Source organism: Gordonia paraffinivorans NBRC 108238 (assembly GCF_000344155.1).
In the GTDB taxonomy this organism is placed as follows: domain Bacteria; phylum Actinomycetota; class Actinomycetes; order Mycobacteriales; family Mycobacteriaceae; genus Gordonia; species Gordonia paraffinivorans.
Genome location: NZ_BAOQ01000014.1, coordinates 45,976 through 59,126 on the forward strand (window position 1 = coordinate 45,976; position 13,151 = coordinate 59,126).

At 69.4% G+C, this 13,151-nt stretch carries 12 protein-coding genes; 6 read left to right on the forward strand and 6 right to left on the reverse strand.

Annotation, left to right across the window (positions count from 1 at the left end; all coding sequences use genetic code 11):
* Positions 1-2 precede the first annotated feature (2 nt).
* Positions 3-602 carry a TetR/AcrR family transcriptional regulator gene (locus GP2_RS07690; RefSeq protein ID WP_040526610.1) on the forward strand — a complete coding sequence of 200 codons (600 nt, stop codon included), beginning with the start codon at positions 3-5 and terminating at the stop codon, positions 600-602.
* Between the two features lie 106 nt (positions 603-708).
* Positions 709-1,983, forward strand: coding sequence for an NADH:flavin oxidoreductase (locus tag GP2_RS07695; protein WP_006899924.1), 1,275 nt, complete (start codon positions 709-711; stop codon positions 1,981-1,983).
* Between the two features lie 125 nt (positions 1,984-2,108).
* Here GP2_RS07695 and GP2_RS07700 read toward each other — a convergent pair whose 3' ends face one another.
* Complete coding sequence (locus tag GP2_RS07700) at positions 2,109-3,728, reverse strand: serine hydrolase (RefSeq protein WP_051997180.1); 1,620 nt, start codon at positions 3,726-3,728, stop codon at positions 2,109-2,111.
* Positions 3,729-3,949: 221 nt separating this feature from the next.
* On the opposite strand from GP2_RS07700, the gene GP2_RS07705 reads away from it, so the two are divergent.
* The 4 genes from GP2_RS07705 to GP2_RS07720 all read left to right on the forward strand — a co-directional run bounded on the left by GP2_RS07705 (position 3,950) and on the right by GP2_RS07720 (position 9,317).
* The gene (locus GP2_RS07705) at positions 3,950-6,001 is read left to right on the forward strand and encodes a prolyl oligopeptidase family serine peptidase (RefSeq protein WP_006899926.1); all 2,052 of its coding nucleotides are present in this window, start codon (positions 3,950-3,952) and stop codon (positions 5,999-6,001) included.
* Positions 6,002-6,068: 67 nt separating this feature from the next.
* Positions 6,069-6,764: a TerD family protein gene (locus tag GP2_RS07710; protein ID WP_006899927.1), complete on the forward strand. Its 696-nt coding sequence runs from the start codon at positions 6,069-6,071 to the stop codon at positions 6,762-6,764.
* A gap of 103 nt (positions 6,765-6,867) precedes the next feature.
* Positions 6,868-7,647 (forward strand): cyclase family protein, encoded by a 780-nt coding sequence (locus GP2_RS07715; RefSeq protein WP_006899928.1) that lies wholly within the window; start codon positions 6,868-6,870, stop codon positions 7,645-7,647.
* Positions 7,648-7,652: 5 nt separating this feature from the next.
* A complete protein-coding gene (locus GP2_RS07720; protein ID WP_006899929.1) occupies positions 7,653-9,317 on the forward strand; it encodes a thiamine pyrophosphate-binding protein in 1,665 nt (554 codons plus the stop codon).
* A 12-nt stretch (positions 9,318-9,329) separates the two neighbouring features.
* Here GP2_RS07720 and GP2_RS07725 read toward each other — a convergent pair whose 3' ends face one another.
* The 5 genes from GP2_RS07725 to GP2_RS07745 form a co-directional block, all read right to left on the reverse strand.
* Entirely contained in the window at positions 9,330-10,148 is an 819-nt protein-coding gene (locus GP2_RS07725; protein WP_051997181.1) for a hypothetical protein, read from the reverse strand.
* 36 nt (positions 10,149-10,184) lie between these two features.
* Entirely contained in the window at positions 10,185-11,135 is a 951-nt protein-coding gene (gene ppk2 / locus GP2_RS07730; RefSeq protein WP_006899931.1) for a polyphosphate kinase 2, read from the reverse strand.
* A gap of 119 nt (positions 11,136-11,254) precedes the next feature.
* Positions 11,255-11,776: a DUF6764 family protein gene (locus GP2_RS07735; protein WP_040526611.1), complete on the reverse strand. Its 522-nt coding sequence runs from the start codon at positions 11,774-11,776 to the stop codon at positions 11,255-11,257.
* 134 nt (positions 11,777-11,910) lie between these two features.
* Complete coding sequence (locus GP2_RS07740; protein ID WP_006899933.1) at positions 11,911-12,354, reverse strand: SRPBCC family protein; 444 nt, start codon at positions 12,352-12,354, stop codon at positions 11,911-11,913.
* A 114-nt stretch (positions 12,355-12,468) separates the two neighbouring features.
* A complete protein-coding gene (locus GP2_RS07745) occupies positions 12,469-13,146 on the reverse strand; it encodes a DUF4166 domain-containing protein (RefSeq protein WP_006899934.1) in 678 nt (225 codons plus the stop codon).
* Positions 13,147-13,151 lie beyond the last annotated feature (5 nt).

The window sequence follows — 13,151 nt, forward strand, 5'->3', positions numbered from 1 at the left end:
GTGTGACCCAGACCACCGGCGAGCTCCCATCGGGGACCGGTCCGTCGGCGACCCGCGAGGTCCTCCTCGACGTCGCCGAGCGGCTGTTCCTGACCGAGGGCTACGACCGGGTGTCGATACGCGCGATCTGCGCGGCGGCCGACGCCAACCCCGCCGCGGTGCACTATCACTTCGGGACCAAGGACGATCTGACGATCGCGCTCCTGGAATCCCGACTGGCCCCGCGGTGGTCCGATCCGCTGTCGGAGATCGACCCGGGGCGGCATTCGGTGCGGCAGATCGTCGACGTGCTCCTCGCGCCCTTCGTCGAACTCCAGGGCGACCCGACCGGGCACCTGCACCTGCAGCTGCTCTCTCGCTTCGTCCTGACCCGCCCGAAGATCAACTGGACCGCCCGCTGGTTCGGCCTCGACCCGTTCGCCGACATCCTGCTCGACGCGGTCCCCGGCCTGCCGGCGCGAGCCGCCCGACGCCGCTGGGCGCTCGCCTTCCAGCTGATCCTCCTGCGATTCGGGGACAGCGAGCGCCTCGATCCCGCGGCGGTCGAGGCGCTCGCCGGTTTCGTGACCGCCGGGCTCTCGGCGCCGCCGGAGCCGTCGTGACGGCCTCCCCGCGTCCCGCGCCTCGGGCAACCACCCGCCGCCGGTGACAGCGACCGGACCGACCAGACAACCCAGTTCAGCCCCGCCCCAACCGAAAGGAACCCTCGTGGCCAGCCCGACCACCGGACCGTTCAGCCCCGCCCAGCTCGGACCGCTCACCCTGCGCAACCGCCTCATCAAGTGCGCGACCTTCGAGGGCATGACGCCCGACGCCCTCGTGACCGACGATCTCATCGAGTTCCATCGCGAGGTCGCCGCCGGCGGCGTCGCGATGTCGACCGTCGCCTACTGCGCCGTCTCCCCCGAGGGACGCACCGACCGCCACCAGATCTGGATGCGCCCCGAGGCCGTGCCCGGCCTGAAGAAGCTCACCGACGCCATCCACGCCGAGGGTGCGCTCGCCGCGGCCCAGCTCGGACACGCCGGTCCCGTCGCCAACGCGGCGTCCAACCGCGCCAAGGCCTGGGCCCCCGGCCGCCTGCCCTCCCCGCTGGGCATGTCGATGTGCCACAAGCCGTCGGTGGACGAACTCGCCGAGCTGCGGCAGAAGTTCCGCCGGGCCGCGCGGCTGGCCGTCGACTCCGGCTTCGACGGACTCGAGATCCACTGCGGCCACAACTACCTCATCTCCAGCTTCCTGTCCCCGCTGCTCAACCACCGGCGCGACGAGTACGGCGGCAGCCTGGTCAACCGCGCCCGCCTCGCCCGCGAGGTCCTCGAGACCGTCCGCGACGAGGTCGGCGACGAGGCCGCGATCTGGGTGAAGCTCAACACCTACGACGGCGTCGGCCGCCCCGACATCGAGCGTTCCCCGCAGGCGCGCGCCAAGGGCCCGGCGAAGTTCGGCAGCTTCAACGTCGACGAGGCCTGCCAGGTGGCGCAGCTGTTGGAGTCCGACGGATACATCGACGCCATCGAGCCCACGGCCGGCAGCTCGCTCCTCAACCCGATGTACCTGTTCCACGGCGAGGCGCCGCGCAAGGAGTTCGCCGCCGCCTTCTCCGGCCCGATGAAGTACGGGCTCAAGGCCTTTGCGCCGTTCTTCCTCAAGCGCTACCAGTACCATGACGGCTACCTGCTGCCGTTGGCCCGGGAACTGCGCAAGTCGGTGAAGCTCCCGATGATCCTGCTCGGCGGCATCACCGACCGCGCGTCGATGGACATGGCGCTGGACGAGGGGTTCGAGTTCATGGCGATGGGGCGTGCGATCCTGCGCGAGCCCGATCTGCCGCTCCGCATCGCCGAGGACCCCTCGACGCGATCGCGCTGCGTGCACTGCAACCTGTGCATGCCGACGATCTACTCGTCCACCCGGTGCCCCATCCGGACCGGCGAGGTCCCCGATCCCCTGCCGGCGGCGTCGTCGACCGGCGCGCAGTGATCTGAGCCCGGACACCGCCCGGACGGAGAGGATCGATCCCGTCCGGGCGGTGTCGATTCCGGACCCGATCCGACGCGCCGTGGAGCCGGGTGTCGTGCGATCGGCCCGGATCGGCCCCGACCGCCCTATGGTCGACGGACGAACACGCCGTCGCTGACCTCGTCGTCGTAGTACTCGATGATCATCCTCGGCCCGTCGAAGGTGACCTTGGAGATCGAGCCGAGTTCCGCGTTCTCGTCGTGCAGGTCGAAGGTGAAGGTGTTGCCGTCCCAATGGGTGAGTTCGTGCTTGCGCACTCCCCCGGGCCCCATCTCGAGAATGAGCTTCCCGTCGCGCTCGACGATCGTCGCCGGGCCGTAGACCGCGTTGGCGTAGGTGCCGACCAACGTCGGCAACGGCTGCGGCGGTGCCGGATTCGCGGGCGGCCTCTTGCCGACGAGTTCGCCGGAGGGTTTGCTCATCGCCGCATACGCCCGGGCGTACAGCTCGCGCCAGTCGCTGCGGATCTCCCCGAACTGGACCAGATCCATGTACTCCATGGCCAGGGCGTCGGCGGCCCCGACGGGCGCGGCGTTGGTCAGCACCACGATCGCCGTGTCCGCCGAGGGCAGGATGGAGATCATCGTGCCCGCACCCGATGCGAACGCCCCGGCGTGGCTGAACTGCGTGCGGGCGTCGGAGGTGACGCCGACGTTGAACCCGAAACCGTAGGAGCCGGTCCGGGCGTCGGGGTTCGCGGGCGGATTCGAGATCACCTGCGGGGTCATCGCGGGTAGCAGGGCCTCCGGTTCGACGACCTGGTTGCCGTCGTGTCTGCCCTGCGCGAGAACCATTTTCAGCCAGGTGGCCATGTCGTCCACGTTCGAGCTGACCCCACCGGCCGGCGCCTGCGGGTCGGGCTGACGGGGGATGTCGGACCTGACCCACTCGTCGTCGACCCGGATGTGCCCGACCGCGCGATCGGGGCGCGCGACGAAGTCGGCGTGACGGGAACTCGTGGACGCCATCCCGAGGGGACCGTAGATCAGGTCCCGGGAGAGCGTCGGCCAGTCCTTGCCGGCCTTGGCCGCGACCGCCTCCGCCCCGGCGGTCAGCCCGAAGTTGGTGTAGGCGTAGCTGATCCGAAACGGGTCGAGCGGCATGAACCGCATCCGCTGGAGGACCTCGGTCTGCGAGTACCCCATGTCCTCGAGCTTGTCCCCGGCGTGGTCGGGGAGACCCGAACGGTGCGAATACATGTCCCCGACCGTGACGGTGCGGGTGACGTACGGCTCCGACAGCGCGAACCACGGCAGCCCCTCGATGACGGGCATGTCCCAGGAGGTGATGTCGTCGCCCACCGCCGCGGCCACCACCGTGGCGCCGACCGGCTTCGACACCGAGGCGAGCTGGAACACCGTTGCGGTGTCGACCTTCTCCCCGGTGGTCACGTCGCGGACACCGAATCCCTTCGCGTACTTGGTCTCCCCGCCCGAGACCACGGCCACCGCCATGCCCGGGATGCCGGTGGACCCCATCAGCGAGGCCACCAGGCCGTCGAGCTGGGCGACGGCCTTGTCCACCGCGTCGGAGGGCAGCGGGGTCGCGTCGACCTCGTTCGGGTTCACCAGCGCCGACGCGCCGGACGGTTCCGAGGCGACCGGGCCCTGCGACGATCCGCTGTCGCAGGCCGCGACCAGGACGACGGCCGTCAGTGCCGCGCATGTCGCGAGCGACAGGCGCCCCCGGTTCGGCGACCTCCGCATCGTGCGGGTGGGGACTGGTTCTCGCCGTGCCGGGGCGGAGGTGGACATGGGTTCTCCTGTCGTCGCTGCCGCGACGATACCGCCCGAACACACTCTCCGACCGGGGTTCACGCAGTTCAGCACCGTGACACGGGCCGATCGGGGCACGTCGACCGCCACCCGGCGGCGAGGCCCGGTCTCCTCGGCCCCCTCCGCCGGATCCGCCCGCGTAGGTTGGAGCCATGACCGAGCATGCCGATCCGACCCCTGGCACCGACGATCCCTACATCTGGCTCGAGGACGTCACCGGCGACGAGGCACTGTCCTGGGTCCGTTCCCACAACGAGCCGACGGTCGAGGCGCTCACGTCCTCGGACCGCTTCCGGGAGATGGAGTCGTCGACGCTGGCGATCCTCGACACCGACGACCGCATCCCGTTCGTGCGGCGCCGCGGTGAGTTCCTCTACAACTTCTGGCGGGACGCGAACAACCCGCGCGGCCTGTGGCGGCGCACCACCCTGGAGTCCTACACGACGGACTCACCCGAGTGGGAGATCCTCATCGACGTCGACGACCTCGCGCGCGCCGAGGACGAGAACTGGGTGTGGGCCGGGGCGACCGTGCTGCGCCCCGGTTACGACCGCGCGCTGATCTCACTGTCCCGCGGCGGTGCCGACGCAAGCGTCGTCCGCGAGTTCGACATCCCGTCCCGGCAGTGGGTCACCGACGGTTTCGTCCTGCCCGAGAACAAGTCGAACGTCGGCTGGATCGACCGCGACACGGTCTTCGTCGGAACGGACTTCGGCGAGCAACCGGACGGGTTCGGCTCGCTGACCGACTCCGGATACCCGCGGGTGGTCAAGCGCTGGTCGCGCGGCACCCCGCTCGAGGACGCGGTGACCGTCTTCGCCGGCGAGAAGGGCGACGTCGCCGTGCACGCCCAGCACGACGACACCCCGGGATATGAGCGCGATTTCGTCAGCAGGTCGACCGACTTCTTCAACGCGCTGCTCTACGAACTGCGCAACGGCGAGCCCGAACTCGTCGACGTGCCCACGGATTCCCACGCCGGGGTGCGGATGTCCTGGCTGACGGTGATGACGAGGTCCGAATGGGAGCTCAAGGGAACCACCTACGCCCCGGGCACGCTCCTGGTGTTCGACTACGACGCCTACCGCGCCGGCGAGCGCGACGCGACGGTGCTCTTCACCCCCGATGCCCACACGAGCATCGTCGACTACGCCTTCACCCGTTCGCATCTCATCATCACGACCCTGCACGACGTCCACACCCGGGTGCAGGTGCGCGAACTCGGCAGCTGGGAGGTCGTCGAGCAGCCGGGCCTGCCCGAACTGGCGACCGTGTCGGTCCTCGACACCGATCCGGACGAGAGCGACGAGGTCTTCTGGATGGCCTCGTCGTTCACCGATCCGCCCAGTCTGCTGCACGGCGACAGCGGCCGCGCTCCCCGCGTCATCAAGCAGAGCCCGGCCTTCTTCGACCCCGAATCGCTGATCGCCGAACAGTTCTTCGCGACCTCCGACGACGGCACGAAGGTCCCCTACTTCGTGATCCGGCGGCGCGACGTGACCAGCGGCCCCACCCTGCTGTACGGCTACGGGGGCTTCGAGAACTCGCTGACGCCGAGCTACCTGTCGGTCTCCGGCGTCAACTGGGTCGAGCGCGGCGGCATCTACGTGATCGCCAACATCCGGGGTGGCGGCGAGTACGGTCCGTCGTGGCACACGCAGGCGCAGAAGGCGGGCCGCCACAAGGTGTACGAGGACTTCGCCGCGGTCGCGCGGGCACTCGTCGAACAGGGACTCACCACGCCGGAACAGCTCGGCGCACAGGGCGGGTCCAACGGGGGCCTGCTCATGGGCGTGATGCTCACCCGGTACCCGGAGTTGTTCGGCGCCCTGGTCTGCCAGGTTCCGCTCATCGACATGAAGCGCTACCACCTGCTGCTCGCCGGCGCATCGTGGATGGCCGAGTACGGCGACCCCGACGACCCGGAGGAGTGGGAGTTCATGAAGCCGTTCTCCCCCTACCAGAACATCGACGCTGACAAGAAGTACCCGCCGATCCTGGTGACCACCTCCACCCGCGACGACCGCGTGCATCCCGGTCACGCCCGCAAATTCGTTGCACTCCTGGAGGAAACGGGTCACGAGGTGATGTACTACGAGAACATCGAGGGCGGTCACGGCGGCGCCGCGGACAACAGGCAGGCGGCGTTCAAGTCGGCACTCGCGTTCGAGTTCCTCTGGCGCACACTGACTCCGGGCGAGTAGACGCGCAGCGCCCGCGGCCGGAGGCCGGCCGACAACCGACGACCCGCACGACGAGAACGAGGAAACGATGGGCATCGACTACACCAAACGTCCGAAGAACCAACCGCCGCCGCAGCCTCCCGCGACGACGCCGACCCCCGGCCAGCAACCGCCGGCACAGCCGGTGTCGCTGTCCAAGATCACGCTGACCAAGTCGGCGCCGAGCGTGTCCCTGACCAAGCAGGGCTCGGCCACCGGACAGATCCGGGTCAACCTGAACTGGACGTCGAATTCCAAGGGCGGCGGCCTGTTCCGCAAGGCCCGCGGCATCGACCTCGACCTCGCCTGCCTGTGGGAGTTCACCGACGGCAGCAAGGGCATCGTGCAGGCGCTGGGCAATTCGTTCCGGGCCCCGGTGCAGGGCACCCCGATCATCTACCTCGACGGCGACGACCGCTCGGGGTCCGGCGGCGAGAACATGTACATCGACCTCTCGGCCACCGACCGGATCCGTCGCATCCTGATCTTCGCCTACATCTACGAGGGCACTCCGAACTGGGCGAGCGCCAACGGTGTCGTCACCCTGTATCCGGCGAGCGGACCGCAGATCGAGGTGCGCCTCGACGAGGCCGACCAGTCGGCCATCTCGTGCGCCATCGCGCTGCTGGAGAACCGCGGCGGCGAACTCGTCGTCAACCGCGAGGTCCGCTACATCCGCGGCGCCCAGGACAAGGTCGACCAGGCCTACGGCTGGGGCATGAACTGGCGGGCCGGGCGGAAGTAGGAGCCTGCGACACCGGCCCCACCTGCGCCGCAGTCGGGGGCCGGTGTCGTGAGATCATCACCTCACGCCCGCGACCGGGACGAACGCGAAAGGAACCCCCACCATGACCGCCTCCGCACTGTCCGGTTTCCTCGCCGGGATCGCCGACGGCTCCCTCGAGGTCATAGACCTCACCACCCCGCTCTCGGCCGAGACCCCCGCCCTGCGGCTGCCCGCCCCCTTCGCGAACCTGATCGACTTCAGCCTCGAAGAGGTCAGCGCCTACAACGAACCCGGACCGTTCTGGCGGCACAACAACATCCACACCGGTGAGCACATCGGCACCCACCTCGACGCCCCGATCCACTGGATCAGCGGCCGCGACGGCGACGACGTGTCGCAGATCCCGGTCGAGCGGCTCGTCGGCAAGGCCGCGGTGCTGGATCTGACCGCCAAGGTCGCCGACAACCCCGACTACCTGCTCACCGTCGCCGACGTCGAGGAGTGGGAGTCCGAACACGGCGAGCTGGGTGCCGGCACCTGGCTGCTGCTGCGCACCGGCTGGGAGTCGCGCGGCGGATGGGAGGCCGAGTTCCTCAACGCCGACGAGACCGGGTCGCACACGCCCGGCGTCTCCGTCGAGTGCGCGGAATGGCTGGCCACGAAGCGCGACATCACCGGACTCGGCGTGGAGACGGTCGGCGTCGACGCCGGCCTGGCCGGCGGATTCGATCCCGCCTTCCCGGTGCACTACTTCTTCCTCGGCAACGACAAGTACGGCCTGACGTCTCTGAAGAACCTCGGCCGCCTGCCCGCGACGGGCGCCGCGATCGTGGTCAGCCCGCTGCCGATCGTCGGCGGCACCGGCAGCCCGTCACGGGTGCTGGCCGTCGTCGAACGCTGAGCGCCGTGAGCTCGAACGTCTACGGGCCCACCGTCGCCGACGTCGTCGGCCGGGTCCTCGCCGACCTCGGCGTGGGTCACGCCTTCGGCGTCGTCGGCAGCGGCAACTTCGTGATGACCAACGCCCTGCGCGCCGGTGGCGTCGCCTTCACGGCGGCACGGCACGAGGGCGGCGCGGCGTCGATGGCCGACGCGTACTCCCGGATGTCGGGGCGCGTCGGCCTCCTCACCGTGCATCAGGGATGCGGTCTCACCAACGCGGTCACCGGGATCGGCGAGGCGGCCAAGAGTCGCACCCCGATGATCGTGCTGACCGCCGACGCCCCGACGGCCGCGCTGCAGTCGAACTTCCGGATCGACCAGGAGGCGCTCGCGCGCAGCGTCGGCGCGGTCGCCGACCGCGTCTACGGGCCCGCCACCGTCGTCGCCGACGTGACGCGGGCCTACCGCACTGCGGTCACGCAGCGCCGCACCGTCGTCCTCAACGTCGCCATCGACGTCGCCGCTATGCCCGCCGAGGTGGTCGGGCCCGTCACCGCGACCTTCGCCCCGCCCCGTCCCCGCCCCGACGCCGCGGCCGTCGAATCGCTCGCCGCGGTTATCCGGTCGGCGCGACGCCCCGTCTTCGTCGCCGGTCGCGGCGCCCGCGAGGCCGGGCCGCAGATCGCGGCACTGGCCGAGGCGAGCGGGGCACTGCCGGCCACGTCGGCCGTCGCCAACGGCCTGTTCGCCGGAGATCCGTTCTCCCTGGGCATTTCGGGTGGCTTCTCCTCACCCACGGTCGCCGAACTCATCTCCGCGGCCGACCTCGTCGTCGGCTGGGGTTGCGCGCTGAACATGTGGACGATGCGGCACGGTCGCCTCATCGGCGAGGACGCCGTCGTGGCGCAGGTCGACGTCGAGGTCGAGGCCATCGGCGCACATCGCCCCGTCGACGTGGGCGTGGTCGGCGACTGCGCGGCGACCGCCCGCGAGGTGCTCGCCGCTCTCGAACGCGAGCCCCGCGCTCACGAGGGGTATCGCACGCCGGAGGTCGCCCGCCGGATCGCCGAGTCGGCACGCTGGCAGGACGTGCCGGTCACCGCCGAACCCGCCGACGGTCGCGTCGATCCGCGCGCCCTGACCATCGCGCTGGACGAGATCCTGCCCGCCGACCGCATCCTGTCCATCGATTCGGGCAACTTCATGGGCTACCCGTCGACGCACCTCTCGGTTCCCGACGAGTTCGGCTTCTGCTTCACCCAGGCGTTCCAGTCGATCGGGCTCGGCCTGGGCACCGCGATCGGCGCCGCGATCGCGCGGCCGGACCGGCTCCCCGTTCTCGGCACCGGCGACGGCGGCTTCCTCATGGCCATCGCCGAACTCGAAACGGCGGTGCGCCTGGGCCTCCCACTCGCCGTCATCGTCTACAACGACTCCGCCTACGGCGCCGAGGTGCACCACTTCGGCGACGCCGACATGTCCACGGTGACCTTCCCCGACGTCGACATCGCGGCCATCGCCCGCGGTCACGGCGCCACCGGCGTCACGGTCGCCGGCCTCGACGACCTCGACGAGATGCAGCGCTGGGTCGATTCGCCACGGGCCACGCGGGGTCCGTTGGTCATCGACGCCAAGATCACCGACGACGGCGGATCCTGGTGGCTCGCAGAGGCCTTCGCGGGCCACTGACCGATCCGACGCCTACCGGCGTCCCGCGGTGATCAACCGGGCGAGCACGCCGACGACGAACATCGCCACACCGGCACCGCCGACGACCACCGCGACCCGGGTGAGGTCGTCGTACATTCCGTCGATGATCAGACCGGCGACCTTGCGGCCCGACGATTCGGCACCGGCCACCTCCTGCTTGGCGCGATCGGCGAAGAACAGGCCGATCAGCCACGTCGACGCGCCGGCGATGACGACGCCGAGACCGAGCCAGGCGAACACGGTGCTCCGCCGGCGCGCGAACACCAGTGCCGCGAGGCCCGCGATCACCGCGACCGCCGCCGACACACGGGCCAGCAGGGTGATCTGCTCGCCCGCCCGGGCATAGCTCCCGGCCTCGAGACCCGAAGCGCCGGTGGTCAGGTCGACGACGACCGGTTCGGTGATCGCATTCGGCGTGCCGGCGAGACCGAGAGCCCGGTTGATCATCCCGCTGATGTCGAGCTGCATGACCGAAGGGTCGGTACCGGGGGCCGGTTCGGTGAACAGGAAGGCGTGCTGCTGGCCGGCCACGTCGGCGAAGTCGAGACGGAACTGCTCGCTCTCGGTGTACTTCTCCGCCAGCGGACGCACGAGCGGCGCCGCGATCGGGATGTCGGTGCGGGCGGTGGCCTGCGCGGCGATCTCGTCGGCCAGATACTCCTGCACCTCGGGGTTCTCGGCCATCGGTGCGACCATCGACACGAATCCCTGCTGGTCCACGATGCGCAGATCCAGCCAGAGGGACGGCACCGCGAGCACCGCAGCCGCCATCGCGACGAGGGTCAGCAGGGCACTGAGAAAGCTACGCACAGCCACGAGGCTACCGACGCCCCGCGCGGTCCCCTCCTACTCCCCGATGATGTCCCGGGCACGCCCGACGATGAGCGGATCGGGAGTGCCCACGAACTCGTGGTTCTTGCCCTCGTACTCGAACAGGCTCAGCACGTGCCGCATCGCGTTGAGCCGGGCGCGCTTCTTGTCGTTGGACTTCACCACCGTCCACGGGGCGTGATCGGTGTCGGTGGCCGCGAACATCGCCTCCTTCGCCTCGGTGTAGGCGTCCCACTTGTCCAGCGACGCAAGGTCCATCGGCGAGAGCTTCCACTGACGCACGGGGTCGATCTGCCGGATCGCGAAGCGGGTCCGCTGTTCGAGCGGGGTGACGGAGAACCAGAACTTGACGAGGCTGATGCCGTCGTCGACGAGCATCTTCTCGAACGCCGGCGTCTGCTCCAGGAACAGGCGGTACTGCTCCTCGGTGCAGAATCCCATCACCCGCTCGACGCCCGCCCGGTTGTACCAGGAGCGGTCGAAGAAGACCATCTCGCCGCCGGCCGGGAGGTGCTGCACGTAGCGCTGGTAGTACCACTCGGTGGCCTCGCGCTCACTCGGCTTCTCCAGCGCGACGACGCGCGCACCGCGCGGATTGAGGTGCTCGTTGAACCTCTTGATGGTGCCGCCCTTGCCGGCCGCGTCTCGTCCCTCGAACACCAGCAGATGGCGCTGACCGGTCTTCTTCGACCACTTCTGCAGCTTGAGGAGTTCGATCTGCAGGCGCCGCTTGGTCACCTCGTACTCGCGGCGGCTCATCCGCTCGTCGTACGGGTAGTCCTCGCGCCACGTGTCGACCACATTCCGCTGCGGCAGCGTGAGCAGGACCGGGTCGTCGTCATCGTCGTCGTTCACGACGAACTGCGTCGTGTCGCGGAGGTCGACGAGCTTCTGCAACGCCTCGCGTCCGTTCAGCAGGCTGAAGTCCGGGCCGATTTGCGGGTCTACTTCGTGGAGATCGGTCACGCGACCACGATAGAACGGCAGATGTCCGAAACCGGACGCTCCGGTCGACGGCCCCGGCGTGTCCGGCGTGTCCGTCTCAATTCAGAGGGTCGCAGTCCCTGCCGCCCTCGTGTGGCGGCTCAGTTCCGGAAGTCGATGGACCCCGAGTGCAGGCAGGCCTTTCCGGTGGTGGTGTCGACGGCGGCGGCAAAACCGCCGCTGCACTGGGCACCGTCCGGACCGGCGTAGGCCTGACCGCCCCAGCCGCCGATCGACACCGCGGTACCGCCGCGACGTGCCTGGGCGATGGACAGCGCCTTGGGACCGGTGGTGAACGAGTACGCCGTCCCGCGGCTGTTCGCGCCTGCGAGCGCCGAGGAGCCGGGCTGCAGGTTGTACGAGTGCGCGGTACCGCCGTTGTCGGAGACCGCGATCGCGGTGCCGCCGTTGCTCAGGTCCTCGGCGGTGGCGCGGCTGCCCGGCCCGGCCTTGGCGCCGCAGCCGCTCGCGCCCACGATCCGCTCGACCTGATGACCGCCGGACACCGAGCACTGCACGGCCGCCGACGCCGCACCCTCACCGGAGAATCCGGCAAAAGCGACACATCCGATCGCACCGGCGAGAAGAGCCAGTGCACGCACCGCAAACTTATTGATTTTCAAGTGAGTTGGCCTCCATTGTGCGATGCCCGGGCAGATGACGATCCCAGCGTACCCGCCGGAACAGGCGGTCACCCGGCGGGATCGAGACAAACCCCTACCACCGGATGACATCGCACCCGGGCACCGCGCAGTGGTCAGCCCGCGGCGCGCTTCTCCGCCTCTGCGGTGAGGCCCTTGCGCGCGGTGTCGACGGCGACCTTCTGCGCGCGCTTGACGATGAGACCGGGCAGCTTGATCTTCAGGTCGACGGTGAGCTCGAACTGGACGTGTGCGCCCTTGTCGGTCTCGGTCACGACGTACTTGCCGTGCTGCCGGCTGAGCTGATTGGAGTGCAGCAGATGCCATTCACACGTGGTCTCGGTCCACTCGTACTCGCACTTCTGCTCGTCGGAGATCCCGGCCGCGGTGACGATCATCCGCACCGTCTTCGGGGTGCCGTCCTCGTACTCGTCGAGGATCTCGGCCTCCTTGTGGGGACCGGACCAGTCCGGCAGGGACTCGATGTCCATGAGCACCTCCATGACCACGGAGGCAGGAGCAGCGATGTCGAATTCGGTGTTCGCAGTGACAGCAGCCATGGGGTGAACCTACCGTCCGGCCGCCCCGGGCACACAACCAACCGTCGGCTTCTCCCGAATGCCCTGGCTCCCGGCAGAAACCCCCTTGCCACGAAAGGAAACCGCGCCCGCCGCTCAGCTCTCCCGCTCGACGAGATTCACCGGCCACGCCTCGTCGGGTACGTCCTGCAGGGTGCACGCCTGGTCGACGGCAGTGAACCAGCCGCGGAAGTGCATGATCTCGCCGATCACCGGATTGCGGACGGTCATGTCGCACCGGAAGCGCTCCCGCCGCTCGTCCCAGCCCTCGATGTACTTCATCTGGGCGCTGAACAGCCCCTTCATCCCGATCTGGGGCCCCTTCCCGAGCCAGCGCATCGGACCGCTCTCCAGGAGCAGCTCGCCGGTCGGGGTCACCGACGGCTCGATCGGATAGAGGAACTCCGGGCCGTCGCCGAAGTAGTCGACGAGACCGGTCCGTCCCGCCACGAGCAGAGAGTTGAGCTTGCGCGGGCCGGACGTGTACTGGAACGTCCGCAGCACGGCCAGCGACTCCCGCCCCAGCTCGTCGGAATAGCAGTAGTAGCCCTGCGTGAAGGGCACCATCCGACTCGACTTCGAGGGCAGGGCGTTGCGCTTGGCGTAGTGCCACAGCGCCGGCGGCGGGAGCGCCGACGAGACGTAGACCGATTCGTAGATGCCCTGACAGACCTGGGCGACCCCGGAGGTGGAGTCGATGCCGTAACGCCAGGCGACATTCGGGTGGAGGCGGTCGAAGTCGGAGCCCAGCACCTGCCGGAATACCGGCGTCATCCGTC